This is a genomic window from Skermanella sp. TT6 (genome assembly GCF_016653635.2).
Classification (GTDB): Bacteria; Pseudomonadota; Alphaproteobacteria; order Azospirillales; family Azospirillaceae; genus Skermanella; species Skermanella cutis.
In genome coordinates this window covers 5,144,603-5,170,802 of the sequence record NZ_CP067420.1, presented here as the reverse complement: position 1 = coordinate 5,170,802, position 26,200 = coordinate 5,144,603, and the positions used below count along the sequence as shown (strand labels likewise).

General features: G+C 67.7%; 27 protein-coding genes and 1 tRNA gene. 14 read left to right on the top strand and 14 right to left on the bottom strand.

Translation table 11 applies throughout. The features are described 5' to 3' along the window. Positions 1-1,032 (top strand): glycosyl hydrolase family 8, encoded by a 1,032-nt coding sequence (locus IGS68_RS24145; protein WP_201074809.1) that lies wholly within the window; start codon positions 1-3, stop codon positions 1,030-1,032. Continuing rightward, a complete protein-coding gene (locus IGS68_RS24140; protein WP_201074805.1) occupies positions 1,032-2,801 on the top strand; it encodes a hypothetical protein in 1,770 nt (589 codons plus the stop codon). The genes IGS68_RS24145 and IGS68_RS24140 overlap by 1 nt, the downstream gene beginning before the upstream one ends. A 15-nt stretch (positions 2,802-2,816) precedes the next feature. Here the strand turns inward: IGS68_RS24140 and IGS68_RS36040 are convergent, their stop codons facing one another. The 5 genes from IGS68_RS36040 to pepN all read right to left on the bottom strand — a co-directional run bounded on the left by IGS68_RS36040 (position 2,817) and on the right by pepN (position 7,199). After that, the gene (locus tag IGS68_RS36040; protein ID WP_256445733.1) at positions 2,817-2,942 is read right to left on the bottom strand and encodes a hypothetical protein; all 126 of its coding nucleotides are present in this window, start codon (positions 2,940-2,942) and stop codon (positions 2,817-2,819) included. 251 nt (positions 2,943-3,193) lie between these two features. Continuing rightward, positions 3,194-3,286 (bottom strand) — tRNA-Sec (locus IGS68_RS24135). A gap of 89 nt (positions 3,287-3,375) precedes the next feature. Next, on the bottom strand, positions 3,376-3,954 hold the full coding sequence (locus IGS68_RS24130) for a hypothetical protein (RefSeq protein ID WP_201074803.1): 579 nt from the start codon (positions 3,952-3,954) through the stop codon (positions 3,376-3,378). Between the two features lie 49 nt (positions 3,955-4,003). Further along, positions 4,004-4,321, bottom strand: coding sequence for a hypothetical protein (locus IGS68_RS24125; protein ID WP_201074801.1), 318 nt, complete (start codon positions 4,319-4,321; stop codon positions 4,004-4,006). 223 nt (positions 4,322-4,544) lie between these two features. Then, positions 4,545-7,199 (bottom strand): aminopeptidase N, encoded by a 2,655-nt coding sequence (pepN, locus tag IGS68_RS24120; protein WP_201074798.1) that lies wholly within the window; start codon positions 7,197-7,199, stop codon positions 4,545-4,547. Between the two features lie 186 nt (positions 7,200-7,385). Here pepN and IGS68_RS24115 point away from each other — a divergent pair, with 186 nt between their 5' ends. The 3 genes from IGS68_RS24115 (at position 7,386) to IGS68_RS24105 (ending at position 9,086) form a co-directional block, all read left to right on the top strand. After that, positions 7,386-8,393: a hypothetical protein gene (locus IGS68_RS24115; RefSeq protein ID WP_201074796.1), complete on the top strand. Its 1,008-nt coding sequence runs from the start codon at positions 7,386-7,388 to the stop codon at positions 8,391-8,393. A gap of 130 nt (positions 8,394-8,523) precedes the next feature. Next, positions 8,524-8,946 (top strand): hypothetical protein, encoded by a 423-nt coding sequence (locus tag IGS68_RS24110; protein WP_201074795.1) that lies wholly within the window; start codon positions 8,524-8,526, stop codon positions 8,944-8,946. Continuing rightward, complete coding sequence (locus IGS68_RS24105) at positions 8,943-9,086, top strand: hypothetical protein (RefSeq protein ID WP_201074793.1); 144 nt, start codon at positions 8,943-8,945, stop codon at positions 9,084-9,086. The genes IGS68_RS24110 and IGS68_RS24105 overlap by 4 nt, the downstream gene beginning before the upstream one ends. A gap of 26 nt (positions 9,087-9,112) precedes the next feature. On the opposite strand, the gene IGS68_RS24100 is transcribed toward IGS68_RS24105, so the two are convergent. Together IGS68_RS24100 and IGS68_RS35700 are read right to left on the bottom strand one after the other, a co-directional pair. Continuing rightward, positions 9,113-10,357 carry an RNA polymerase sigma factor gene (locus IGS68_RS24100; protein ID WP_247881053.1) on the bottom strand — a complete coding sequence of 415 codons (1,245 nt, stop codon included), beginning with the start codon at positions 10,355-10,357 and terminating at the stop codon, positions 9,113-9,115. After that, positions 10,354-10,725, bottom strand: coding sequence for a YciI family protein (locus IGS68_RS35700; protein WP_247881052.1), 372 nt, complete (start codon positions 10,723-10,725; stop codon positions 10,354-10,356). The genes IGS68_RS24100 and IGS68_RS35700 overlap by 4 nt, the downstream gene beginning before the upstream one ends. Before the next feature lie 226 nt (positions 10,726-10,951). On the opposite strand from IGS68_RS35700, the gene IGS68_RS24095 reads away from it, so the two are divergent. Next, positions 10,952-11,371, top strand: coding sequence for a hypothetical protein (locus IGS68_RS24095; protein WP_201074789.1), 420 nt, complete (start codon positions 10,952-10,954; stop codon positions 11,369-11,371). A 24-nt stretch (positions 11,372-11,395) separates the two neighbouring features. On the opposite strand, the gene IGS68_RS24090 is transcribed toward IGS68_RS24095, so the two are convergent. The 5 genes from IGS68_RS24090 to IGS68_RS24070 form a co-directional block, all read right to left on the bottom strand. After that, positions 11,396-11,791, bottom strand: a complete 396-nt coding sequence (locus IGS68_RS24090; RefSeq protein WP_201074787.1) for a response regulator — start codon at positions 11,789-11,791, stop codon at positions 11,396-11,398. A gap of 54 nt (positions 11,792-11,845) precedes the next feature. Further along, entirely contained in the window at positions 11,846-13,312 is a 1,467-nt protein-coding gene (locus IGS68_RS24085; protein WP_201074785.1) for a PAS domain-containing sensor histidine kinase, read from the bottom strand. A 192-nt stretch (positions 13,313-13,504) separates the two neighbouring features. Next, complete coding sequence (locus tag IGS68_RS24080) at positions 13,505-14,236, bottom strand: Bax inhibitor-1/YccA family protein (RefSeq protein WP_201074783.1); 732 nt, start codon at positions 14,234-14,236, stop codon at positions 13,505-13,507. Positions 14,237-14,442: 206 nt separating this feature from the next. After that, positions 14,443-16,983 carry an ABC transporter permease gene (locus IGS68_RS24075; RefSeq protein ID WP_201074781.1) on the bottom strand — a complete coding sequence of 847 codons (2,541 nt, stop codon included), beginning with the start codon at positions 16,981-16,983 and terminating at the stop codon, positions 14,443-14,445. A 48-nt stretch (positions 16,984-17,031) separates the two neighbouring features. Beyond that, a complete protein-coding gene (locus IGS68_RS24070; RefSeq protein ID WP_201074779.1) occupies positions 17,032-17,775 on the bottom strand; it encodes an ABC transporter ATP-binding protein in 744 nt (247 codons plus the stop codon). Positions 17,776-17,815: 40 nt separating this feature from the next. On the opposite strand from IGS68_RS24070, the gene IGS68_RS24065 reads away from it, so the two are divergent. The 5 genes from IGS68_RS24065 (at position 17,816) to IGS68_RS24045 (ending at position 22,591) form a co-directional block, all read left to right on the top strand. After that, positions 17,816-18,496 (top strand): arylesterase, encoded by a 681-nt coding sequence (locus IGS68_RS24065; protein WP_201074776.1) that lies wholly within the window; start codon positions 17,816-17,818, stop codon positions 18,494-18,496. 5 nt (positions 18,497-18,501) lie between these two features. Beyond that, positions 18,502-19,644 (top strand): FIST signal transduction protein, encoded by a 1,143-nt coding sequence (locus tag IGS68_RS24060; protein ID WP_201074773.1) that lies wholly within the window; start codon positions 18,502-18,504, stop codon positions 19,642-19,644. A gap of 63 nt (positions 19,645-19,707) precedes the next feature. Further along, positions 19,708-20,751, top strand: a complete 1,044-nt coding sequence (locus tag IGS68_RS24055; RefSeq protein WP_201074771.1) for an NADP(H)-dependent aldo-keto reductase — start codon at positions 19,708-19,710, stop codon at positions 20,749-20,751. A gap of 38 nt (positions 20,752-20,789) precedes the next feature. Continuing rightward, positions 20,790-21,326 (top strand): RNA 2',3'-cyclic phosphodiesterase, encoded by a 537-nt coding sequence (thpR, locus tag IGS68_RS24050; protein ID WP_201074769.1) that lies wholly within the window; start codon positions 20,790-20,792, stop codon positions 21,324-21,326. Positions 21,327-21,574: 248 nt separating this feature from the next. Next, entirely contained in the window at positions 21,575-22,591 is a 1,017-nt protein-coding gene (locus IGS68_RS24045; protein WP_201074767.1) for an aspartate-semialdehyde dehydrogenase, read from the top strand. Positions 22,592-22,715: 124 nt separating this feature from the next. Here IGS68_RS24045 and IGS68_RS24040 read toward each other — a convergent pair whose 3' ends face one another. Next, entirely contained in the window at positions 22,716-23,138 is a 423-nt protein-coding gene (locus IGS68_RS24040; RefSeq protein WP_201074766.1) for a type II toxin-antitoxin system VapC family toxin, read from the bottom strand. Beyond that, a complete protein-coding gene (locus tag IGS68_RS24035) occupies positions 23,138-23,380 on the bottom strand; it encodes a type II toxin-antitoxin system Phd/YefM family antitoxin (protein WP_201074765.1) in 243 nt (80 codons plus the stop codon). The genes IGS68_RS24040 and IGS68_RS24035 overlap by 1 nt, the downstream gene beginning before the upstream one ends. A 323-nt stretch (positions 23,381-23,703) precedes the next feature. Here IGS68_RS24035 and IGS68_RS24030 point away from each other — a divergent pair, with 323 nt between their 5' ends. Genes IGS68_RS24030 through IGS68_RS24020 form a run of 3 tightly spaced genes read left to right on the top strand, consistent with a single transcriptional unit; the run spans position 23,704 to position 26,200 of the window. Further along, entirely contained in the window at positions 23,704-24,213 is a 510-nt protein-coding gene (locus tag IGS68_RS24030; RefSeq protein ID WP_201074764.1) for an SUF system Fe-S cluster assembly regulator, read from the top strand. Next, positions 24,197-25,678 (top strand): Fe-S cluster assembly protein SufB, encoded by a 1,482-nt coding sequence (sufB, locus tag IGS68_RS24025; RefSeq protein WP_201074763.1) that lies wholly within the window; start codon positions 24,197-24,199, stop codon positions 25,676-25,678. The genes IGS68_RS24030 and sufB overlap by 17 nt, the downstream gene beginning before the upstream one ends. Before the next feature lie 6 nt (positions 25,679-25,684). Then, entirely contained in the window at positions 25,685-26,200 is a 516-nt protein-coding gene (locus IGS68_RS24020; protein WP_201074762.1) for a DUF29 domain-containing protein, read from the top strand.

The following is a 26,200-nucleotide window of genomic DNA, read 5'->3' as shown; positions in this document are numbered from 1 at the left end:
ATGCGGAGGATCCTCCTCGTCCTGGCGCTGCTGGGCGCCGCCCTCGGAAGCGCCGGCGCCGCATCGGCCGGCTCTCCCCTCCATGGGTCCGAGTGGCAGGCCTTCGCGACCCGCTTCGTCCTGCCGGACGGGCGGGTGGCCGATACCGGCAACAAGGGTATCAGCCACAGCGAGGGCCAAGGCTACGGCATGATCATGGCGACCGCCTACGGCGACCGGGAAACTTTCGACCGGCTCTGGCGGTGGACCGCGGCGAACCTGCAGGTCCGGGGCGACCACCTGTTCGCCTGGAAATGGGAGACGGGACCGTCCAGGGCGACCGACCTGAACAGCGCGTCCGACGGCGACATCCTGATCGCCTGGGGCCTGCTGCGGGCGGCCGACCTGTGGAAGGACGAAGGCTACGGCGCGGCGGCGCTGGCGATCCTGGACGACGTCCGGGACCGGCTGGTGGTCGAGACCTCCCTCGGCAAGGTCCTGCTGCCCGGCCCGGAGGGCTTCGTCCGCGACGGGTCGGTGGTGCTCAACCCGTCCTACTGGGTCTTCCCGGCGCTGGACGCGTTCGCCCGCCGCCATGACCGGGACCTGTGGCGCGCCGTGTCGGACAGCGGCCGGGCCCTGGTCGCCCGGGCGCGGTTCGGCGAGGCCGGGCTGCCGCCCGACTGGGTCGAGCTGGCCGGCACCGAGCTGCGGCTTCCGTCGGGGTTCGAGACGGTCTTCGGCTTCAACGCGATCCGCGTGCCGCTCTACGCGATCTGGGGCGGCCTGGACGACGCCGACGCGCTGAACCGTCCGGTCGTCTCCTGGTGGAGCGGCCATGACGGCGCACCCTTCATCCCGGCGACGGTCGACCTCGCCACCGATGCCAAGGCGCCCTACGGCCTGTCCGGCGGCGGCCGGGCGGTCAGCGTCCTGACCCGGTTCCGCGGCGAGGCGCTGCCCATGCTGCCGAGCATCGGCGATACCGACGACTATTACTCCGCCACCCTCATTCTGCTCACGAAAATCGCTTTCTCCGAAAGGTTCCTGTGATGAGCTCCCTCGCTCCGCGCACCGCGTCCGCCCTGGCGGCCCTGCTGCTGGCCGCCGCTCCCGCCGTCTTCCCCGCCTCGGCCGAGGCCCAGATGGACAACCGCTACCGCGCCATGCGCCAGGGCGTGACCGTCGACCTGACGGTCGAGCGCGCCGGTCCGGCGGACGGCCCGCTCCAGGGCCCGGAAGCCGGCGCCGACGTGGACGTCTCGCTGCTGCGGGCCTACGCCACCCGCTTCGATTACCAGCGGGTGGACGACGAGATCCGCCGCCTGAAGGCGCTGCATCCGGGCTGGTCGCCGCCGACCGACCTGTTCGCCCCGAAGGCCGCCGCGGTCGACGAGCGCGGGCTGTGGGCGAGCTGGGAGCGCGGCGACCTGGCGGCGGTGGACCGCGAGACCGCGATCCTGCGCAGCCTCAATCCCGGCTGGACGCCGCCGGCCCGCCTGACCGAGCTGATGGACGCCCGGCGGACCCGCGACGCCGTCGCCGCGGCGAGCGGGGCCGGCGACTGGGGCGCCGTCGTGGGGCTGGCCGCCGGCAAGCCCGGGCTGTTCACCTGCCAGCATGTCGAGAACCTCTGGGACCTTGCGGAGGCGCAATTCAAGACCGGCGACGCCAAGGCGGCCTATGCCACCTACGGCAACGCCATGGCGACGTGCCCGACCGCCGACCTGCGCCTGTCCACCCTTCAGAAGGCGCTCGCCAACCGGGACACGGCGGCCTTGAAGGCGCTGATCGAGCAGGAGGCGGAACTGCCGAAATCGGCCGAGCAGCAGGTCCGCTTCGCCGCCATCCGGAAGGATTTCGGCGGAGCCGGCAATGAGGGCGGTGCCGGCGCCCGGACGGCGGCGGTAGCGCAGGACAAGCTGGGCGAGGCGCTGGGCCGGCTGGCCAAGGGGCGCTCGGACTCGGCCGAGCTGGACTGGATCGGCCGGACCGCCCGCGACAGGCGCGATGCGCGCGCCGCCCAGGCAATCGGCTGGCATCACTTCAACGCGAAGAGATGGGACGAGGCCGGCACCTGGTTCCAGGCCGCGCTGGACTGGAAACCTTCCGGCAAGGACGGGGCCAAGGCGGCGGAAGGGCTGGTCTATACCTACCAGAAGCTCGGCCGCGCCGAGGAGGCCCGGACGCTTGCCGCGGCCTGGGCCGGCAAGGCGCCCAAGCTGAAGCAGGTCCTGGAGGGTGGCGGCGGTTCCGGCGCCGCGGCGGCCTTCAAGGCGGGCGACTACGCGACCGTGCTGAGCCTGACCGAACCCGGCCGCGGCCCGGAGGCGGCGACCGGCCAGAGCCTGCGCGGCTGGACCCTGATGAAGCTGAACCGTCATGCCGAGGCGGCCCGCGCCTTCGAGGCCGCCCTGAAGCAGGCCGGCACCGATCCGGCCCGGGCGTCCGACGCGGCCCAGGGGCTGGCGCTGGCGAAGAACGCCCAGGGCCTGTCGCGCGAGGCCCGCGCGGTGGTCGAGGCCCATGCGGTGGCGCCGGAGAAGTCCGCCCGGATCGAGGCCGGCATCGTGAGCCAGGACGCGCTGGCCGCGTTCAACCGGGGGCAGTATGGCGAGACCCTGCGGCTGGTGGCCCAGGTGAAGCGTCTCGCCCCGGAGGACCGGTCGCTCGCCATGATCGAGGCGTGGAGCCTCTATAAGAGCAGCCGCTTCGCCGAGGCCGAGGCCGCGTTCCGCCGGCTTGCCGACGTCTACGGCAGCGCGGAGGCCAAGGAAGGGTTGCGGCTCGCGACCGCGCAGGTCAACCGGCGCTGGGATTGAACAGGGGAGGGCGGATCAGGCGGGCTCGGCGTAGTCGACCTGATCCGCATCGACGGCGTGGACTTGGCCGGACGGGTCCTCTACCAGGGCCCATCCTTCGAAAAGCTCGACCAGGACGACGGGAGTCGGAACGTTGGGCACCCACACGAGCTTCCGATCGGCCGCGCCGACGGTGGGGGCCGTGGACGACGGGCCGGGTTTCTTCATAAGCGTAGGATACATTCCGAACATGCCTGAAAGCTGTGCCGCACCCCCTTCCTAACAAACTCATTCGGGGAACGTTCACTCTTTCAGATAATGATCAACCTACCGACTTGTTTTTGTCACATGGCCGACGGAGTGCCCGGCCCTATGTCAAAGGTGCATGCCGCTTGTACAGATGCGCCGGGACATGGCGGAGGCGGATGGGAATCGAACCCACCGCACGCTTGGGGCGTGCCGCTGGTTTTGAAGACCAGGAGGGCCACCAGACCCTTGTCGCCTCCGGTTTGGCATGTGCCAATCAGCACATGCGAACGGATTTAACGATTTCAAGGGTTTATCGGTGCCGCGGGCGGAAGCGGATGGTTTCCGGTTACTCGGATACCAGCCTGAAAACGAACTGGTCCATCAGATGGACGAGATTGTGCGGGCCGAATGCTTTGTAACGCATATCGCGGATCAGCGTCTGGAGCACGGACTTGCCATCCGATCCGAGCCTCTGGTTCAGGTATCTGTCGACCGCGGCGTCGAACCTGGCTCTGTCGTAGACGTACGGCCTGTCCATGCCCTGCGAGGCATCGTAGACGATGATCGACTTGCCTTTCGCATAATCCGCCAGGAACTCGAACGCGAGAAGGATGGCCACCCGCTCATTGATATCGATGATCTCTTTGGAAGAGGGTACCGCGCGCCCAGACGACAGCGCGGCTCTTATGTCGGCTTCCCGGTAGGCTGCGGACACCGGCTTGACCTTCCTGATCCAGAACATCAGGTAGGCGATCAGACGGGCCGGACGAACACCCTTGGTTTCGTCCAGCTTGATCCGGTCAAAGTCCCGAAACCAGTTCACGGCGATGTCGAGGAAGAGTTGCCTGGACAGATCTGCCCGAATACCCATGCGCTCGCTAAGCAGTTTGCCCGTGGCGCGCTGGAGATTTATCGCGAGATCCATGGCTTTCGCCGGGTCCGAGCAGAGCGGAGACGTCATTCCGGCAAACCGATCAGTCGAGCAGGCTGTTTATTTTATCTGCGACGGTGAGGTTTCCCGCAGCGACGCGTCTGGTGACCTCGACAATGCTATCGACCGCCACGCCAGCGTTTTCGTTGCTGTTCTGGGAGGTGGCGTTGAGTTCCATCACCCGGATGCACTCGTCACGCTCGGCCTGATCGGGATCCCATGGCTCCATACCATTGTCGATCAAAGCGAAATCCCTGCTGCCGGGCTTGTCCACGACTGGCACAGTCATTCCACCACCTTCATCCCGTTCGAGCGCATCCGGAAGCGTGTCTCTTACGGGAATATCAATATTAACGTGCATGAAGCCGGGCTCCCGTTCGGAGCCTGTCCCACAAGATGCCCGATACTGCTTACCGCCGCGGGCATTTTCAAGGCATTTTTTAATAAAAAAGAGAGGACATGCCGTCGATATGCTCTCTGATGCGCATGTCCGGCGGACCCGTGAGAATCGGGTGGTCCGCGCAGGTTCGATGATCAAGACAAGCGAGGGTAAGCCTGCGGCCGGGGAGTTCCCGGCCGCAGGGTCAGGAGGCTTCCAGGCTCTTGGAGGCGATCTCGAACACGTCGCGCGACAGCCCGGGGGTGGCGACGATGCGTTCCAGCTCGGCGCGCATCAGGGACTGGCGCCGGGGATCGTACTTGCGCCAGCGGGCGAACATCTTGACCATGCGCGACGCCACCTGTGGGTTGAGACGGTTCAGCGCCAGGACTTGGTCGGCCAGGAACCGGTAGCCGCCGCCGCCCGCGTCGTGGAAGCGCACCGGGTTGCCGCCGGCGAAGCCGCCGATCAGGGCGTAGACCTTGTTCGGGTTGCGGATCTCGAAGGCGGGGTGGGCGAGCAGGGCCGCGACCTCGTCCAGCGTCTCCGGCCGTTCCGACATGGCCTGGATCGAGAACCATTTGTCCACCACCAGCGGCTCGTCCTTCCACAGGTCGTAGAAGCGCCGGAGCGCGGACTCGCGCTGGGGCAGGCGGGTGTCCGCCAGCAGGCCCAGCGCCGCGATCACGTCGGTCATGGCCTGGGCGTTGTGGAACTGGCCGACGCACAGCTCGACCGCCTCGGCGTCCTCCAGCGCCATCAGGTATCCCAGCGCCAGGTTCTTCAGGGCGCGCCGGCCGATCGCGGCGGCGTCGATCGAGAAGGGTTCGTTGCCGCCCATCGCGCGGTACGTGGCGAGCAGGTCGTCGCGCAGCCGCCCGGCGATGGCGCGCCTGGCGAAGGTCCGCACCTCGTGGATGCCGTCCACGTCGATCACCGGCATCTGCTGGCCCAGGTAACCTTCGGACGGCAAGGTCAGGGCCTGCGCCGCGAAGGCGGGGTCGAGGTCCGGATCCTTGAGGATCCGGGAGAAGGCGTCGATGAAGCCGGGCGACAGCTCCAGCGGCCGGTTCTCCGCCCGGTCGGCGACCAGGTCGAGCAGCAGCCGGGTCGCCAGGGTCTGGCCGGCCTCCCAGCGGTTGAAGGCGTCGCCGTCATGCGCCATCAGGAAAGTCAGGTCGTCGTCGGTATAGGGCGCACGCAGCTTGACCGGGGCGGAGAAGCCCCGCAGCAGCGACGGCACCGGCTGCCGCGGCACGTCGACGAACTCGAACACCTGCTCGGGCCCGGTCACGTCGAGCACGCGCGAGGTGCCGGCGGGTCCCGGCTCGCCCGCGAGGCGGAGGGGAATGTCGGCACCGGACGGATCGAGCAGGCCGAGGGCCAGCGGGATATGGAACGGCAGCTTGGTCGGCTGGCCCGGCGTGGGCGGGCAGGACTGCCGCACCGTCAGGCGGTAGGTGCGCGCGGCGGCGTCGTATTCCCCGGTCACCGCCAGTTCCGGCGTCCCGGCCTGGGAGTACCAGCGGCGGAACTGGCCCAGGTCCTTGCCGGCGGCGTCCTCCATCGCGGCGACGAAGTCGTCGCAGGTGACGGCCTGCCCGTCGTGGCGCTCGAAATAGAGGTCCATGCCCTTGCGGAAGCCGTCGGCCCCCAGCAGCGTGTGGATCATGCGCACGACCTCGGCGCCCTTCTCGTAGACCGTGGTCGTGTAGAAGTTGTTGATCTCGATATAGCTGTCGGGGCGCACCGGGTGCGCCATGGGGCCGCTGTCCTCGGGGAACTGGGCTGCGCGCAGGCGCTGCACGTCGGCGATCCGCTTGACCGGGCGGGAATGCATGTCGGAGGAGAATTCCTGGTCGCGGAAAACGGTCAACCCTTCCTTCAGGCTGAGCTGGAACCAGTCGCGGCAGGTCACCCGGTTGCCGGTCCAATTGTGGAAATACTCGTGCGCCACCACCGCCTCGACGCCCAGGAAATCGGTGTCGGTCGCCGTCTCCGGCTTGGCCAGCACGTACTTGGTGTTGAAGACGTTGAGGCCCTTGTTCTCCATGGCTCCCATGTTGAAGTCGCCGACCGCGACGATCATGAAGATGTCCAGGTCGTATTCCAGCCCGAACACCTCCTCGTCCCAGGCCATCGACTTCTTCAGCGAGGCCATGGCGTGGCCGCACTTGTCCTGGTTGCCGGGCTCCACATAGATCCGCAGGGTCACGGTCCGGCCGGAACGGGTGACGTAGCTATCCTCCACATGGACCAGCACGCCGGCGACCAGGGCGAACAGGTAGGAGGGCTTGGCGAAGGGGTCCTCCCAGGTGACGGTGTGGCGGCCGTCCCCTTCCATCTTCGAGGAGGCCACCAGGTTGCCGTTGGACAGCATGACCGGGTATTTCAGCGCGTCGGCGGTGATGGTGGTGCGGTAGCGCGCCATCACGTCGGGCCGGTCGAGGAAGTAGGTGATCTTGCGGAAGCCCTCGGCCTCGCACTGGGTGCAGAAATTGCCGCTGGTCCGGTACAGGCCGGACAGGGAGGTGTTCTCCTGCGGCTTTAGCTCGGTCACCACTTCCAGGGAGAAGGCTTCCGGCGGGCCGGGGATGGTCAGGCTCTCCGGTCCGACCGAGTATTCCGACGGGTCGAGCGTCCGCCCGTCGAGCGCCACCGAGACCAGCCGCATGTCCTGGCCGTCCAGCACCAGCGCGCCGGCGGGGGAGGCGGCATCGGGATTGGCCCGTATCGCCAGCCTGGAGCGGACCCGCGTCACATCCTCGCCCAGGTCGAAGGCCAGATCGACGGTGTCGATCAGGTAGGGCGGCGGGGCGTAGTCCTTCAGGTGGATGGCCTGGGGGGTGCTCTTGTCCATGGGAGATCCCGTGCTTGCTTCCGGTACGGCGGGCCGTAGGGGCATCCTAACAGGGCGGACGGCCTATTGTCGCATGCCGACTGGACGGAGCGCCGCGCTATCCCGAAAGCCGTGCTTTCCGTAACCGCGCCGACATTGTATAAACGCGGTTGTGGTTACCACCATCGGACGGATGAGTTTCAGGCCATGACCGCGGCTGACCAGCTTTCGCAGGCGACCGGCACCACGCCGGCGGCGGACCCTGATTCCGATGAGCGCAGCCAGACCTTCAAGTTCGAGCACAAGGTCTTCTCGATGGACGGAGGCTACTTCTCCTACGTCAAGAACACCCAGGAAGCGGCTTTCCATATCCCGCTCGGCGACCTCAAGGGATCGATCGCGATCCCGGTGCTGCGGTCGGAGTTCGACCTCAACCCGGACACCAAGGACGGCAAGCTGCTGGGGATCGTCGAGAAGTCGCTGCGCTACGTGCGGGAGATCCGGCCCAACGACTCGATTCCGCACGAACTGCTGGACGGCACCGCCTCCTGGACGGTCGAGGAGAAGCACCGGACCATCGCGCGCAACCGCCTGACCATGCAGCTGGTGTCCTGGCTTACGGGCGGCGAGACGCAGGTGGTCGACCTGACCCAGTTGGAGCAGCTGTCCGAGGACCCGCAGACCAAGGCGCGCGTGCAGGAGGCCTTCGCCCGCGCCGCCGAGAAGCTGGGCATCGGCGCGGACCGCAAGCAGGAAGTCGTCGACATGATCGACAAGCTGGGCCGCGAGCTGTCCTATATCGAGGCGCTGCGCGACCGCTACACCCGGGTGCAGTATATCGGCGCGCAGCTGGGCATCCTGTCGAAGCTCTACAAGCGCGAACCCGGCGTGCGGAACGAGATCTTCCGCATGCAGGTGCTGATCCGGGCGCCCCTGGCCGATTTCGACAGCATGTTCACCCAGGCCGACGCCCAGACCGGCGAGATCCTGGCCGTGCTGCGCAACATCGGCGCGCAGACCAAGTTCATCCGGGAGATGCGCGACGAACTGCATCACCGGCTGATGCTGTGGGACGAGATGATCAATCCGTGGGCCGCCGTGACGGTCGAGCGGTCGCCCGACATCGAGGCGCTGCTGAAGGACACCTACCGGTTCCTGGCCCGCAACTTCTCGATCAGCAACGACTGGCCGCTGGCCGGCCGGCGGGGACGCTGACGGACCTTTCCGCCTGCAAGAAAGTGTTATGCGGACCGATTTCGGGCTTGATATGCGGCCCGGATCGGCGCACTATACTGCCCATGTTCGGACCGCATAGGACGGCCCGCTTGGTCAGAAAGCCGCCAGCATGCAGTTCCGCGAGCGCCGCCGCGTCATCCAGGTCATCCGCACCACCTATGACCCCGCCCTCAAGCGCGGCCGGTCCGAGGTGGTCGGCAAGATCGACAAGGACGCCCTGGCCATCCCGGAGAAACTGCGCAAGGCCTGCACCCAGGCCGAAATGGCGGAAGTCGAAAACTGGCTTGCCGAACGGGAAACCGCCTTGCGGACCGAAACGATCCGGGACGACATCGGCACCCTCGCGGCGCGGATGCGCCGAGCGGCCGACTACTTCCGGCATCACGCCACCGGTTCCGAAGGCGATGAGCAGGCCGCCGTCCATGCGGCGGACATCTGGCTTGCCTGGGAGGACCTCAAGAAAGCCATGCGCAAAGCGGGATACGCAGAATCCAGGCTGGCGGAAGAACAAAAAGAACGGAGTTCGCCATGACCACCCAGCAATTCGCTTCCGAGGTTCTCACTTCCGTGCGCGACTGCCGCCGCGGCTTCGACCGGGTGGAGCTCGGCCTGGAGATCGCCCTGGCCCTGAGCGCCGGCCTGCTGCTCCTGGTACTGTTCGCGGGGGCGTGACGGGAACCGGCCGTCCGCGGCCCGGATCAGTCCGGGTCCCGGGCGAGCCGGTCGAGATGCTGGCGGATATGGGCGGCCTCCGCCGCGGTATTGGCCAGCGCGATCGCCCGGTCCCAGGCGCAGCGGGCTTCCCCGGCGCGGCCGAGCTGCATCAGGAGCGCGCCCTTGACCCCGAAGAAATGGAAATACCCGGACAGCCGGGGCTCCAGCGGCTCGATCAGGGAAAGGGCTGCCTCGGGCCCCCGGGTCTTGGCGACCGCGACGGCCCGGTTGAGCGTCACGACCGGTGACGGCTGGAGCCGTTCGAGCGTGGCGTAGAGCCGGTCGATCTGCGCCCAGTCCGTTTCCTCCGGCCGGGACGCCCGGGCATGGAGCGCCGCGACGGCGGCTTGGACCTGATAGGGACCGGTCCGCCGATGGCGCATGGCCTTGTCGATCAGGGCCAGCCCCTCGGCGATCATCTCCCGATTCCAGAGCGCGCGATCCTGGTCCTCCAGCAGCACGACGGCGCCCGCGGGGTCGAAACGCGCGGGGGTGCGGGCATGCTGCAGCAGCAGCAGGGCGGTCAGCCCCATGATCTCGGGCTCGGCGGGGAACAGCCGCAGCAGCAGCCGGGCGAGCCGGATCGCCTCGTCGCACAAGGGCGCCCGGCGGGGCGTGTCGCCGGCGGCGGAATATCCCTCGTTGAACACCAGGTAGATCATCGCGGAGACGGCGGCGAGCCGTTCCGCGCGCTCGACCGGACCCGGCGCCTCGAACGGCACGTCGGCCCCGGCGATGCGGGCCTTCGCCCGGGTGATCCGCTGCTCCATGGCGCTTTCGCCGACCAGGAAGGCGCGGGCGATCCGCCGGACCGGCAGGCCGGAGACGATGCGGAGCGCCAGCGCGATCTGCTGGGTGGCGGGCAGGTCGGGATGGCAGCAGATGAACAGGAGCCTGAGGATGTCGTCGCGGTAGTGCGACCCGTCCAGCCGCTCGGCCATGGCGGCTTCGGAGTCCTCCAGGTCGGATATCACCTCGTCGGGCGGCAGCGGCCGCTGCCTCGCCCGGTGGCGGACCTGGTCGATCGCGGCGTTCCGCCCGACGAGGATCAGCCAGGCCGCGGGATCGCGCGGCGGACCTTTGCGCGGCCAGTTCCCCAGCGCGCGCAGGCAGGCCTCCTGGAAAGCCTCCTCGGCGGCGTCGAGGTCGCGGAAATAGCGGAGCAGCGCTCCGAGCGCCTGGGGGCGCGCCGCGGTCAGCGCCGCGTCGATCCAGGCGAGGTCCGTCACGCCCCGATGACTCCCGGCCGGAAGACGGCGAGCGGGCGGAGTTCGTAGGCGCCGGACGAGCTGCTGGCGCGCGCCAGGTCGCCGGCGGTCTCGATCGCCTGGTCCAGCGTCTCGCATTCGACGATGTAGAACCCCAGGAGCTGTTCCTTGGTCTCGGCGAAGGGGCCGTCGATCACGAGGGGTTCGGCGCCCTTGCGGACGGTCGTCGCCGCCGTCGTGGGCAGCAGGCGCGCGACCGGCCCCAGCCGCCCGTCCGCCGCAAGCTTCCGCTGGACCGCTCCGAGGCGGGCCATGGCGGCATCGTCCTGCTCCTTCGTCCAGGAACAGACGACGTCTTCGGAATCGTAGCAAAGGATGGCGTAGAGCATCTCTGGTCCTTCCGGGTTCCCGCAACCGAGGACGGACGAGTATGCCCGCGGCCGACAGGGTCGGGCAAGAAAACGCACGACCCTGTTTTATCAGCCATACGAGAGCATCTGTGGTCATATGGTTCCTCAGGGTTGCGTTTAGTGCCGGGGTAGGACGGATATCACGCATCTGTGTGGACCTGATCGGCGCTCGCGTGTAGAATAACCGCGAATCTTGGAGTTAAAGATGAGCGACGGCGATAGGGTCACACGTCTGGCTGTCAGCACCTTAAGCCTTGGGCAGAAGGTCGACATGATTCTGGACGTCCAGGCGGAGCACGGCAGGAAGCTGGATGAGCACACCAGGAAGCTGGATGAGCACACCAGGAAGCTGGATGAGCACGGCAGGAAGCTGGATGAGCACGGCAGAAAGTTGGATGAGCACGGCAGGATCCTGGGGGAGCACACCAGGATACTGGATGAGCACACGAGAACTTTGAACGAGCACACCAGGATCCTGGGGGAGCATGGCGAAATGCTGGCGACCCATACCAAGCAGCTGTCCAATCTCGAAAAAGGGCAGGCCATGCTGATCGAGAACCAGTTCCACATGAACCGGAGCCTCGATGCGATCCTGGTCCATCTCGGCATTCCGAAGCCGACCTGAAACCCCGGGCTCGTCCGATCGCCTTCAACCGCTTCGGGTAAAGCCGTCGATCAACCGCTCGATGTCCTGGATCGTGTAGGGCTTCCGGATTCGGGGATAGTCCGCCAGATGCGCCGGGACGCTGAGGCCGCGGTCGTAGCCGGAGGCGAATACCAGGGCAATACCCCTGGCATCCAGGACCTCCGCGATGGGATAGACCAGTTCGCCGGCCACGTTGATGTCGAGGATTGCGCCGTCCAGCGGCTCCTCGCGGGCCAGGACCAGGCCGCGGGCGACCTTGGCGACCGGGCCGACCACTTCGCAGCCGATCGACACCAGCATATCCTCGAGATCCATGGCCACCAGGGTCTCGTCCTCCACCACCAGGATGCGGCGCGCGGCTTTCGGGGCGTGGGGCGGTGTCGTCGCGGAGATCGGCATGGCCCGGATCGATGAGGATGCTGAATACTCACATAACCTTAACCTACCGTGAGGTCAGGGGAAAGGGAGCACACGCTCCGCCGGAAGGCGGACCGTCACCCGGGTGCCGGCGTCCAGGTGACTGTCGACCGTCAGCAGGCCGCCGTGCAGGTCGACCAGGGTTCGCACGATCGACAACCCCAGCCCGGACCCGCTTTCGCCCGTCCTGCCCGCGTTGCTCGCTTGGCTGAACGGTTCCAGGACGGTGGCGAGTTCCGCCGACGGGATGCCGATGCCAGTGTCGGCGACCACGAGCGCCAGCCCGCCGGACCCGTCGGGGGCGGCCGACAGCTCGACGCGCCCGCCCGGGGGCGTGTACTTGACCGCGTTACCCAGCAGGTTGACCAAAACCTGGGTCAGCGCCATCTCGTCGCCCCGGACCCGCATGTCCCGGTCCATCCTGACGGTCAGGGAAATGCCCTTCCTGGACGGCCGGTCGCCGAGCAGTTGGACGGCGCCGCTGGCCAGGGCCGGCAGGTCGATCTCCTTCTCGGTGAGCACGTAGCGGCCGGTCTCGGTCCTGGCGAGTTCGAGGATGCCGTCGATCAGGCTCAGCAGGTGACGTCCGCTGACTTCGATGTCGCGGCAATAGTCATGGTAGCGGGGCGAGCCCAGGGGGCCGAAATACTCCGCCCGCATCACGTCGGCGAAGCCGATCACGGCGGTCAGCGGGGTGCGCAGCTCGTGGCTGACCAGGGCGAGGAAATCGGACTTCGCGCGGCTGGCCGCCTCCGCTTCGGCGCGGGCGTGCTCCAGCGCGTCGCGGGCTTCGGCAAGCTCCCGCTCGCGGGCGAGGCGCGCGGTCACGTCGACGCCGATCCCCCAGCCGCCGGGATAATCGGCGATGGGAAAGTCTCGCGCGATGCAGGAGATCGCGATGGTGCGCACCTGCCCGTCCTTGCAGGTTATCCGCCGCTCCCAGTCGCGGCAGCACAGGTCGGCGCGGCGGAAGGCGGCGGCGGTCGCCCGTCGGTAGTCGGGATCGGGCAGCAGCTGCGACAGGAGCTGGGGGTTGCCGATCGCCTCCGCGGCGCTGTAGCCGGTGATTCGCTCGGCCTCCCGGTTCCAGAGGGCGAGCCGTCCCTCCTCGTCAAGGGCCGCCACCAGCACCGGCATGTTCTCCAGCATGACCAGAAGACGCGCCTGATCCTGGCGCAGGACGACTTCGGCGCGGGCGGCGGCCCCGATATGCCGGATCAGCGCGTGGAGCAGCAGCGACGTGATGAGGATGAAGGTCAGGCCCTTGACGGTCTGCGACAGGGACAGCACCAGCGAGGCGGCATTGCCGAACAGCAGGTTGAGGAGCCCGTCGGAGAGCAGGATCCAAAAGCCCGCCGCGAGCGCGTAGACGATGGTCACGTTGAGGGCCCGCCGCCGGTCGGCGCGGTCATCCTGCCGGCCGCCCTCCCGTTCGCGGGGGCAGTCCTGGGAGCCGCTCCGGAAGCGGAGGGAACCGGCGGAGGATCGCCTTACGGTGAGCATACCCTGATATGCATACGCCCATGCCCTCTTCGTGGTGCGGAACTTCCTATACTTTAGGGCATAGACGGCTTCCGGGAAATCCTCCGCTTCACGCCGGCTCGGCATGGTCGCGTCCGCGCATGAAAAAACCCGGGCTCGAAAGCCCGGGTTTCCTCAACAATCGTCGGCGTGGGGACGCCCGGTACGGCTTGTTTATTCGCGGTTGCCGAAGAGCGACAGCAGCATCGTGAAGAGGTTAATGAAGTTCAGGTACAGCGACAGAGCGCCCATCAGGGCCATCTTGCCGAGCGACTCGGAGCCGTAGCCTTCGCTGTACTCTTCCTTGATGCGCTGGGTGTCATAGGCGGTCAGGCCGGTGAAGACCAGGACGCCGATGACCGACACGGCGAACTGCAGCGCGGTCGAGCCGATGAAGATGTTGACCACGCTGGCGATGATGATGCCGATCAGGCCCATCATCAGGAACGATCCCATGCCCGACAGGTCGCGCTTGGTCGTGTAGCCCCACAGGCTCATGCCGCCGAAGGTCGCCGCCGTGATGAAGAACACCCGGGCGATGCTGGCGCCGGTGAATACCAGGAAGATCGACGAGAGCGACAGGCCCATGACCGCGGCGAAGGCCCAGAAGGTCATCTGCGCCGTCGACATGGACATGGAGTGGATCTTCGCCGACAGGAAGAACACGAACCCGAGCGGGGCCAGCATGACCACCCACTTCAGCGGGGAGCCGTAGAGCGCCTGCGCGAAGGCCGGGTTGGAGGCAGCCAGCATGGCCGTCGCGAAGGCCACCACGCCGGTTACGCCGAGGCCAACCATCATATAGTTGTACACGCTCAGCATGTGCTGACGCAGGCCTTCGTCGTACTGGGCCTGATCGACCGCGCGGCCGGGGGTCGCGTACCGATTGAACATGCCGTTTGCCATGTGATCCTCAATCCGAAAGGTAGATGTCACTTGAGCAAGGATATTGGGGAGCGGCTCGCTCAATTCAACAAAAATCGGATTCTTCGAAAGTTCCTGCCCGAGCGTGCAACCCTTTGACCTGCATCGATTAAATTGGCTCGGCCGGCGCTACGCGCGAGCCGTTTCTTTAATCCCGGGATTTTTGCGCGGACACGCTTTTTCCGGCGTCAATCGTTCCGCAGCAGCGGTGCGGCCGGCTGGCCGAGCGCCCGCCAGGTGCCGACGAAGCCGAAGGCCAGCGTGATCGCGGTGCAGAGCGCGGCGGTGACCAGCACGGCCGACGGCAGGAAGGTCCATTCCCAGTCCATGACCTGGGTCAGCACCGCCCAGGCGGTGACGGTGCCGATGGCGCCCGCGATCGCCGCGGTGATCAGCCCCAGAAGGCCGTACTCGACCAGGAAGGCTTTCAGCACGTCGGCGCGGGTGGCGCCCAGCACCTTCAGCACGACGGAGTCGTAGACCCGGCGCCGGTGCCCCGCGGCCACGGCGCCGGCGAGTACCAGGGTGCCGGCCAGCAGGGTGATCGCCGCGGTGACCCGGACGGCGGTGCCGATGTTGCCGAGCAGTTCGTTGACCGTGTCGAGCGCGTCCTTGACCCGGACCGACGTGATGTTGGCGAAGCGGTCGGTCACCGCCCGCTGGATCAGGGGTTCCGCCTCCGGCGTGGCGCGGACGGTCGCCAGGAAGGTCTGGGGGGCGCCGTCCAGGATGCCGGGGGAGAAGATCATCGTGAAGTTGATGTTCATGGTGGAGAAGTCGATCGCCCGGATGCTGGCGACTTCCGCCGTCAGGTCGCGGCCCAGAACGTTGACCGTGATGCTGTCGCCCAGCTTGAGGCCGAACGCCTCGGCGATATCGGAATAGATCGAGATCAGCGGCTTGCCCCGGTAATCCTCCGGCCACCACTGGCCTGCGACGATGTCGGCGTCGGCGGGCGGACGGGCCGAGTAGGTGATGCCGCGGTCGCCGCGCAGCACCCAGGAATGCTCCGGGTTGACGATCGCCTGCTCGGCGTCCACGCCCTTGGCCTTGGTGATCCGGCCGCGCAGCATCGGCACTTCCCGCAGGTCGCTGGCGCCAGGGACGCCCAGCACCGTCGCGTTGAAGGCCTCCCGCTGGTTCGGCTGGATGTCGATGAAGAAGTAGGCCGGGGCGTCCTTCGGGATGCTTTCATTGACGCGGGCTGAGAAGTTGCCCTCGATCAGCGCGATGGCGACCAGGACGGTCAGGCCGAGGCCCAGCGACAGCACGACGCTGCCGGTCGGGTTGCCCGGCCGGTGCAGGTTGGCGAGCGCCAGCCGGAAACCGGGATGGCGCGGCCGGCCGGCCCGCGCCGCCGCCCAGGTGACGCCCTGGGCCGCCGCCCGGAACGCCAGCAGGGTCACGAAGGCGCCGCCGACGAACCAGGCGGCGAACAGCTTCTCCTGCGCCGTCAGGATCGCGAGCGCCGCCAGCGCCAGCCCGGACAGCACGCCGGCCATCAGGTAGGCGCCGCGCGGGCGTCCGCCCGCGGGAGAGACCACGTCGCGGAACAGCGCGCCGGCCGGAACCTCGCGCGCCCGGCCCAGCGGCCAGAGGGAGAAGGTCAGGGCGGTCAGGAAGCCGAAGGCGGCGGCGATGGCGAGGCCGCCGGGATAGACCCCGATGCGGGCCGTGATCGGCAGCACGTCGGCCAGCACGGCCGCCGCGACCAGGGGCGCCACGGCGCCGATGACCAGGCCGAGCGCGATCCCGAGCGAGGCCAGCACCAGGATCTGGAGCAGGTAGGCCTGGAACACCAGCGGTCCCGGAGCACCCACGCATTTCAGCGTCGCGATGGTCGCGACTTTGCCGTCGAGATAGCTGCGCACGGCGTTGCCGACCCCGACGCCGCCGACCAGCAGGGCCGTCAGACCGACCAGCGTCAGGAACAGGGTCAGGCGGGTGATGAAGCGCTCGATCTGCGGGGCGGCGTTGGTGAAGTCGCGCACCCGCCAACTCTGCTCGGGGAAACGGGCCTGGAGGTCCGCCTGCCATGCCTGGAGGTCGGTGCCGGGCGGCAGGCCGATCCGGTAATGCCAGTAGATCATGCTGCCGGGCTGGATCAGGCCGGTGCTTTCCAGCGCGTCCAGATCGATCAGCAGGCGTGGCCCCAGGGTGAAGCCACCCCCGCCGGCCCGGTCGGGCTCCCGCAGGATGGTGCCGCGGACCTGGAAGGATGTCTCGCCGACCCGCACCGTGTCGCCGACGGCGACGTCCAGGCGCTGGCTCACGGTCTCCTCGACCACGGCGCCCCAGACGCCGTCCCGCCGGCCGATCGCGTCGGGCAGGCCGCCGCCTTCGCGCAGGGTGAAGTCGCCGTAGAGCGGATAAGTGTCGTCCACCGCCTTCAGCTCCACCAGGGTGGAGCGGGCGCCGTCCTCGCGGCGCGCCATGGCCCGGGCTTCGGCCGCGGCCGAGACGCGGCCCTGGCCGTCCAGGTAGGACCGCTCGGCCTCGCCGATGGGGGTGTAGAGGACGCGCAGCGCCACGTCGCCGCCCAGGATCGCCCTGCCGTCGGCGCGCAGCCCCTCGATGATGCCGCCGGACAGCGACTGGACGGTCGCGATGGCCGCGACGCCCAGGGTCAGGCAGGCCAGGAAGATCCGGAAGCCCTTGAGCCCGCCGCGCAGTTCCCGCCGCGCGATGGTCCAGGCGACGGACAGGGTGGACAGGGACATGGCGTTCATCTCGGGTGCCGGGGCGGGTGTCGGGGGCGGATAGGCGGGCGCCGGGGGTCAGATGCCCGAGGCGCGGACGGGACGGAACTCGGCCTTGGAGTCGCCGGCGCTCTCGATCCTGCCGTCGGCGACCCGGATCGCCCGGTCGCAGCGGGCGGCGAGGCCGGTGTCGTGGGTGATCAGCACCAGGGTGGCGCCCCGGTTGGCGGCTAGGTCGAACATCAGCCTGATGACCTGGGCGCCGGTCTCGCCGTCCAGGTTGCCGGTCGGCTCGTCGGCCAGCAGCAGCGACGGTTCGGCGGCGAAGGCGCGGGCGAGCGCCACGCGCTGCTGCTCGCCGCCGGAAAGCTGGCCGGGATAGTGGGTCACGCGGTGCTTCAGGCCGACCGATTCCAGCCCGGCGCGGGCCCGGTCGAAGGCGTCGGACAGCCCGGCGAACTCCAGCGGGATCGCCACGTTCTCCAGCGCGGTCATGGTCGGGATCAGGTGGAATGCCTGGAAGACGATGCCGACATGGTCGCGCCGGAAGCGGGCCAGCCTGTCCTCGTCCAAGGTCCCGAGGTCGTTCCCGGCGACCCTGACCAGGCCGCTGGTCGGCCGCTCCAGCCCCGCCATGATCATCATCATGGTCGACTTGCCCGAGCCCGAGGGACCCACGACGCTGACCGTCTCGCCACGCCTGACGGTAAGATCTATGCCTCGCAGGATGTTGACGGGACCGGCGGCACTGGCCAGCTTTAGGTGGACGTCGGCCAGTTCGACGATCAGGTCATCCCGAGAAGCAGCATCGGACTTCGCCATGGGTCTTCCAGACATTCGTGACAGCTCAAGCGGATATGGCATGCGCCACCGGCTTTTCAACGCAGGTGCGAAAGCCGCCGCCGCGGCGGGACTGGCGCTGCTGGCCCTGGTCGCGGTGCCGGAGGGACGGCCCGCGGCGGCCGCGGAGCCGGTCAGGATCCTGGCGCTGGGCGACAGCCTGACCGCCGGCTACGGTCTTCCCGAGCAGGACGGCTTCACCGCGCGGCTCCAGCGGGCGCTGCGCGACAAGGGTTACCAGGCGGACGTCATCAATGCCGGGGTGTCGGGCGACACGACGGCGGGCGGGCGGGCGCGGCTGGAATGGGCCCTGGCCGACCAGCCCCAGCTAGCCGTGGTGGCGCTGGGCGCCAACGACGGTCTTCGCGGAATCGACCCGGCCTCGACCCGCGAGAACCTGGACGCCATCTTGGCAACCTTGAAGGAACGCGAGGTCCCGACACTGCTCGCCGGGATGTATGCGCCGCCCAACCTGGGGCGCGATTACGGAGAGCGCTTCAACGCGATTTACCCGGAGCTCGCGGCGAAATACGATGTTCCCCTCTATCCTTTCTTCCTGGAAGGGGTGGCGCTCGACCGCAAGCTGAATCAGGAGGACGGCATGCATCCCAATGCCCAGGGCGTGGCGATCATGGTGGACGGCATTCTGCCCCATCTGACCGGGCTGCTCGACGACCTCCCGCGGCGGGACGTGAAGGGATGAGCGGGATGGAGGCCCCCACGGGGGCTCGTTTCGCCTCGGCCTCCGCGACCGGCGAGGACTGGCGCACGACGGTCAAGGCCTGCCTGGACAAGCTGGGACCGGTCGAAGGGTGCAATCTGGGGTTCCTGTATATCTCGGACGCGCTGGCGGCCGACGCGGTCAGCATCGTGACGCTGATGCGCGGCGTCACCGGCATCAAGGACTGGGTCGGCACGGTCGGCATCGGCGTCTGCGCCACGGGCGAGGAGCTGTTCGACCGCCCGGCCATCGCGGTGATGACCGCCCGGCTTCCGCCCGGCAGCTTCCACCTGCCGGCGCCGATCACCGAGAGCATCGAGGGGTTCGAACCCGAGACGGCGGAATGGCTGAAGACCCACGCCCCGGTCCTGGGACTGGTCCACGGCGACCCGCGCAATCCGCGGACCCACGAGATCATCCCCGAGCTGTCCGATGCCGTGGGAGGGTTCCTGGTCGGCGGGCTGACCTCGTCGCGGACCAACTACGGCCAATTCGGCGGCAGGCCGGGCACGGCGCCGGTGATCGAGGGCGGCGTGTCGGGCGTGCTGTTCTCCGGCCAGGTGCCGGTGGCGACCGGCCTGACCCAGGGCTGCACGCCGATCGGGCCGATCCGCAAGATCACCCGTGCCCAGAACAACATCATCGTCGAGATCGACGGCCGGCCCGCGCTGGAGGTCTTCAAGGAGGACATCGGCGAACTGCTGGCGCGGGACCTGCGCCGCGTCGCCGGCTACATCTTCGCGGCCCTGCCGATCACCGGATCCGACACCGGCGACTACCTGGTGCGCAACCTGGTCGGCATCGACCCGAACAACGGGCTGATCGCGATCGGCGACATGGTCGAGCCGGGCCGAGGCATCATGTTCGCGCGCCGCGACCGGGCGAGCGCCGAGGCCGACCTGGAGCGCATGCTGACGATTCTGAAGAAGCGGCTGAAGGGGCCGCCGCGCGGCGGCATCTACGTGTCGTGCCTGGCGCGCGGGCCGGCGCTGTTCGGCGACGACAGCGAGGAGCTGAAGGCGATCCGGGACCGGCTGGGGGATTTCCCGCTGGTGGGATTTTTCGCCAATGGGGAGATTTCCCACAACAGGCTCTACGGCTATACCGGCGTGCTCACGCTTTTCCTCTGAAGCGTCCCGCCGGGGCCGCGAACCTTCAAGCTCCCGGACAGGGGCAGGAAACCAAGGACAGACATGGATTACCGTCGTTTGGGCCGCACCGACGTGCAGGTCAGCGCGATCTGCCTGGGCACGATGACCTGGGGCCGCCAGAACACCGAGGCCGAGGGCCACGCCCAGATGGACTACGCGCTGGAGCGCGGCGTCAATTTCTGGGACACGGCGGAGATGTACGCGATCCCGCCGATCGAGGAGAGCTACGGCTCGACCGAGCGGATCATCGGCTCGTGGTTCGCCAGCCGGGGCGGGCGCGACAAGGTCGTGCTGGCAAGCAAGGCGATCGGCCGCTCGCCCGGCGGCTTCAAGTGGGTCCGCGACGGCAGGGCCCGGCTGGACCGGGAGAACCTGGTGCGCGCGGTCGAGGACAGCCTGACCCGGCTGCGCACCGACTATATCGACCTGTACCAGCTCCACTGGCCCGACCGGACCACCGCCCGCTTCGGCGCCCGCGGCTGGAAGGGCGGCGCCGACGAGGGGGCCACGCCCATCGAGGAGACCTTGCGGGCGCTGGACGAGCTGGTCCGATCGGGCAAGATCCGCCATGTCGGCCTGTCCAACGAGACGCCTTGGGGCACCATGGCCTTCCTGCGGCTGGCCGACGAGCTGGGACTGCCGCGGGTGGTCAGCGTCCAGAACGCCTACAACCTGCTGAACCGGACCTACGAGGACGGGCTGGCCGAGGTGTCGGTCCGCGAGCAGTGCGGGCTGCTGGCCTATTCGCCGCTGGCGGCGGCGACCCTGACCGGCAAGTACCTGGACGGCCGGATCCCGCCGGGGACCCGGCGCGCGCTGGACCATCGCAAGTCGCGCTATGACAAGGTGAACGCCGACGCGGCGGTGCGGGCGTACCTGGAGGTGGCGAAGCGCCACGGGCTGGACCCGGCGCAGATGGCGCTGGCCTTCGTCACCCGGCAGCCCTTCGTGACGTCGAACATCATCGGCGCCACCTCCATGGAGCACCTGAAGACCAATATCGACTCGATCGGGATCACCCTGGGCGAAGAGGTGTTGAAGGAAATCGAGGAGGTCAACGACCGCTTCCCGAATCCCTGTCCCTGATCCCGGTGCCTAAGACGCCTTGCCATGCTCCGTCTGCCATGATCCGTCTATTCGTCGCCCTTGAGCTGCCCGAAGCCGTCCGCGAGCGATTGGCCGGCCTGGGCGGCGGCGTGCCCGGCGCCCGCTGGACCGAGCCGGAGAACCTGCACCTGACCGTCCGCTTCATCGGCGAGGTGGAGAACGGCCTGTTGCCCGACATCGACGCGGCCCTGGGGAGCGTCTCGGCCCCGGCCTTCGACCTTGTCCTGGACGGGGTCGGGCAGTTCGGCAGCGGCAGCCGGTCGCGCGTGCTGTGGGCGGGGGTGGAGCGCAACGACGCGCTGGTCCACCTGAACCAGAAGGTCGAATCGGCGCTGGTCCGGGCCGGGCTGCCGCGCGAGGAGCGGCGCTACAGCCCGCACGTGACCCTGGCCCGCCTGCGCGACGCGCCGCAGGAGCGGGTCGGGCGCTTCATCCAGGACCGTGGGCTGTTCCGCGCCGGGCCGATCCGGGTGGAGCACTTCACCCTGTTCGAGAGCCGGCCGGGCAGCGGCGGACCGGTCTATGACCCGTTGAGGGAATACCCGCTGGGGTGAGGCGAAAGGGACGCTTTACAAAATGCGGGAGCCTTGGTAACAGACCTGCCATGAACCGTTCGCGCGCCATCAAGACTACCATCTCCAAAACGACCCGCTGCGGCGGGCCGTCGGTCGGTGGTATGCGTTGATCGGTTAGAGACGCTTCATCCACCACGAAGGCCCCGCCGGACACGGACGGGGCCTCGTCGTATCGGGGGTTCGTCCTGCGCTCAGTACGGGCATGCAACAGGACGGAACTTGATACCATGAGCCCTTCTTCAAACCCCTCTCCCCGCCGTGTCGCCATCGTCGGCGCCACCGGCGCCGTCGGCCGCGAAATGGTCAGCGTGCTTCACCGCCGCGCCTTCCCGGTGGGCGAGCTCGGCCTGTTCGCCTCGGAGCGCAGCGCCGGCCGCACGATGGAAACCCCGTTCGGCGTCAAGACGCTGGCCGCCTTCGACGCCGACGTGGTCAAGGGCTACGACATCGTCCTGATGGCGGTGTCCGGCGACTTCGCCAAGGAGCACGCCCAGACGCTGGCCTCGGCCGGCGCCGTCGTGATCGACAATTCCTCGGCCTTCCGCTACGACCCCGAGATCCCGCTGATCGTGCCGGAGATCAATGCCGGGGCGCTCGGCACCAGCCGGCTGATCGCCAACCCCAACTGCACCACGGCCATCCTGGTGCTGGCCCTGGGTCCGCTCCACCAGGCGTTCGGCCTGAAGCGGGTGATCGTCTCGACCTATCAGGCGACCAGCGGCGCCGGGGCGGAAGGCATGGCCGAGCTGGAGGAGCAGACCCGCAACCAGCTGTCCGGCCGCCCGGTCACCAACAGCTTCTTCCGCCACCCCATCCCGTTCAACGTCATCCCCCAGATCGACGCCTTCCAGGACAACGGCTACACCAAGGAAGAGATGAAGGTGACGTGGGAGAGCCGGAAGATCCTGGGCATCCCCGATCTGCCGGCGAGCTGCACGGCTGTGCGCATCCCGACATACCGCGCCCATTCCGAGAGCGTCACCATCGAGACGGAACGCCCGGTGACCGCCGACGCCGCCCGCGCGGTGCTGGCCGAGGCCCCCGGCGTCAAGCTGGCCGACGATCCGGCCAACGGCGTCTACCCGATGCCGCTGACCGCGACCGGCGAGTTCGACGTCGAGGTCGGCCGCATCCGCGCCAACCCGGTGTTCGGCGAGAACGGCCTGGACTTCTTCCTCTGCGGCGACCAGCTGCTCAAGGGCGCGGCGCTGAACGCGGTGCAGATCGCGGAGCTGACGCTCTGACTGGACGACGGAGGAGCACGGAGTGAGCGGGGCGGGCGGCCGGGAGGCTGCCCGTCTTCTTCATGGCCGGATCAGGAGGAGAGCTTTGCGGCCAAGATCCGGGACCGATCCTCGGACATCCAGGCTACGGCAGCAGCGTGCTCACGCCCAACGCCATTCCTCCCTCGGCGAGCCGGCGGTCTAGGGTGCAGAGGCTGGCCCCCTTATCTCCGGCGACGGCGAGGTGCAAGGCGTCGCCTGCGCGCAGCCCCAAGGCGTACTGGTCGACGAAGCGGGCGGCGGTACGGAAATGGCTGCCGGTCACCGGAAGCACGGTAAAGGATTCGGCGCTCAGCCGGGTAAACAAGGCCAGTGACGCGGCACGGTGTTCGACGCCGATCTGTCCCGTCCGGACCTTGATCGACAGGGCGGACGAAAATTCGGTCGCTACCCACTCGCTTATCAGCAAACCCTCAGGGTCCTGTTCGCTGAGCCAAGTCTGGATCCGTGCGGTGGCGACTTCATTGGTCAGTGCCGCGATCAGCAGGGAGGTGTCGAGATACCGCATTAAAAGCGGTCGTCATCGCGCATGGTGCGGACGAAGTCACCGGCGGTCTCGGTCTGCATCGGCATCGCATCGGTATGGGATTGGAGCATGGCGAGGGCGATGGGCAAACGGGGCCTGTATACTGCGGTCAGCCGGGCGACCGGCCTGCCTCGGCGAACGATGCAGACTGTTTCTCCGGAGGCGGCCTTTGCCACCAGTTCGCTCAAGTGAGCCTTCGCGTCGGCAAGATTGACTGTATCCATGGTTATGCTTCCTGACCAATCAATTGGTCACATGTAGCGGGTTTGGATCTTGGAGGCAAGCTGGCAGCCCTCTGCCATCCTTATGTATACGGCTTTCGACCGTCCGCGGGGCTTGCGTGAAAACACCCTGTGAGGCGAGCCACTGATCTGGGTGACCGCGGCGGAATGCCGCAGTCTGCCGCCCTGCCCCGAAAGCCCCATAAATGCGGTGGGTCTTTCGCGAACCTGCTGAAAGGCCTATGATAAGGCCACCTTCCGCCTTGACTTTCGGACCGCGCTCCTCACTTAATCAGTACCAGATTGGTACGGATTGAGGCGCCGGCATGATCAAGCTCAGTAAGATGACGGACTACGCGGTCGTCGTGATGGCGCGGATGGCGCGCGACGGCGCCTGCGTCCAGACCGTTCCCCAGCTTGCCGAGCGTACCGGCGTACCGGCCCCTACCGTCGCCAAGCTCATGAAACTCCTCGCCCCCGCCGGCTTGATGGAATCCCACCGCGGGGCCGCCGGCGGGTACCGGCTGACCCGTGCCGCCGAGGGGATCTCGATCGCCGAGATCATCAGCGCGGTGGACGGGCCGATCGCCCTGACCGCCTGCGTCGACGGCGCGGAGGGGAATTGCGACGTCGAGAGCCTGTGCCCCATGCGGGGCAACTGGGACAAGGTCAACCGCGCGGTGCGCCGCGCGCTGGAAGAGGTTTCGCTGGCGGACATGACGGCGGTGCCGACATTCCTGCCGCTCCCCGAAGTGGGGCCTGACATGACAATGAATAACCGTCGGACCGGACGGACGATGAGGGAAATAGGAGAGAAGCATGGCTGCGACGCTTGAGACTGTCGAACAGGTCCGGGCCGTTACGGAACAGAAGTACAAGTACGGGTTCTTCACGGACATCGAGTCGGAGACCGCTCCGAAAGGCCTGAGCGAGGACATCGTCCGGTTCATCTCGGCGCGCAAGAACGAGCCGGAATGGCTGCTGGAATGGCGCCTGAAGGCCTATCGCCACTGGCTGACCATGGAGGAGCCTGACTGGGCGAAGCTGGGCTATCCGGCGATCGACTACCAGGACGCCTACTATTATTCGGCGCCCAAGGTGGCGTCCAAGCCCAAGAGCCTGGACGAGGTCGATCCCGAGCTGCTGCGGACCTACGAGAAGCTGGGCATCCCGCTGAAGGAGCAGGCGATCCTGGCCGGCGTCGAGGGCGCCGGGGACAGCCCGTCCGTGGCGGTCGACGCCGTGTTCGACAGCGTGTCGGTGGCGACCACCTTCAAGAAGAAGCTGGAAGAGAAGGGCATCATCTTCTGCCCGATCTCCGAGGCGGTGCAGAACCACCCGGAGCTGGTGAAGAAGTACATGGGTTCGGTGGTGCCGTACTCGGACAACTTCTTCGCGACGCTGAATTCGGCCGTCTTCACCGACGGGTCGTTCGTCTACATCCCCAAGGGCGTCCGCTGCCCGATGGAGCTGTCCACGTATTTCCGGATCAACGCCAAGAACACCGGCCAGTTCGAGCGGACGCTGATCATCGCCGACGAGGGCAGCTATGTCAGCTACCTGGAAGGCTGCACGGCGCCCCAGCGCGACGAGAACCAGCTGCACGCCGCCGTGGTCGAGCTGATCACCCATGACGACGCGCAGATCAAGTACTCCACCGTGCAGAACTGGTATCCGGGCGACGAGAACGGCAAGGGCGGCATCTACAACTTCGTGACCAAGCGCGGTGCCTGCCGGGGCAGGAACTCGAAGATCTCGTGGACGCAGGTCGAGACCGGTTCGGCGATCACCTGGAAGTATCCGAGCTGCATCCTGCAGGGCGACAATTCGGTCGGCGAGTTCTATTCGGTCGCGATCACCAACAACCGCCAGCAGGCCGATACCGGCACCAAGATGATCCATATCGGCAAGAACACGAAATCCACCATCGTGTCGAAGGGCATCTCGGCCGGCCGGGCGCAGAACACCTATCGCGGCCTGGTCAAGATCCTGCCCAAGGCGGAGGGGGCGCGGAACTTCACCCAGTGCGACAGCCTGCTGATCGGCGACAAGTGCGGGGCCCACACGGTCCCGTACATCGAGAGCCGGAACCGCAGCGCCCGCGTCGAGCACGAGGCGACCACGGCGAAGATCAGCGAGGACCAGATGTTCTACTGCCAGCAGCGCGGCCTGTCCTCCGAGGACGCCGTGTCGCTGATCGTCAACGGCTTCTGCAAGGAGGTCCTGAAGGAGCTCCCCATGGAATTCGCGGTCGAGGCGCAGAAGCTGGTCGGCATCAGCCTGGAAGGCAGCGTGGGATAACCGGCCATGACAGGGCAGCCCGCATCCAAGCCCGGAACCAAGCCCGGAACCAAGTATGAGACGGACTATGTGGCGTGGACGCGTGAGCAGGCCGAAATGCTCCGCTCCCGCCGCTGGGACAGCCTCGATCTTGACCATCTGATCGAGGAGATCGAGGACTTGGGTGACAACAAGCTCGATGCCTTCGAGGGTGCGCTGACCCGTGTCGTGGAACACCTGCTGAAGCTGCAGCATGGCAAGGCCGCCGAGCCGCGCCGCGGCTGGAAGATCAGCGTGGCAACGCACCGGGTCAACGCCGCCCGGCTTCTGCGGCGGGCCAAGTCGTTGCGCAAGCTGGCGGATCTGGACGAGATCTACGCCGACGGCCGCAAGCTGGCGGCCAAGAGCTTCGAAAGCTTCGGCGATACTGATCCGGCGATCCTTCCGGCCCACTGCCCCTACACGCTCGACCAGATTCTCGACCTGGACTGGCTGCCCGAGAACGCCGGCTTTCCGGAACCCGACTCCCCCGAGCGCGCCTGA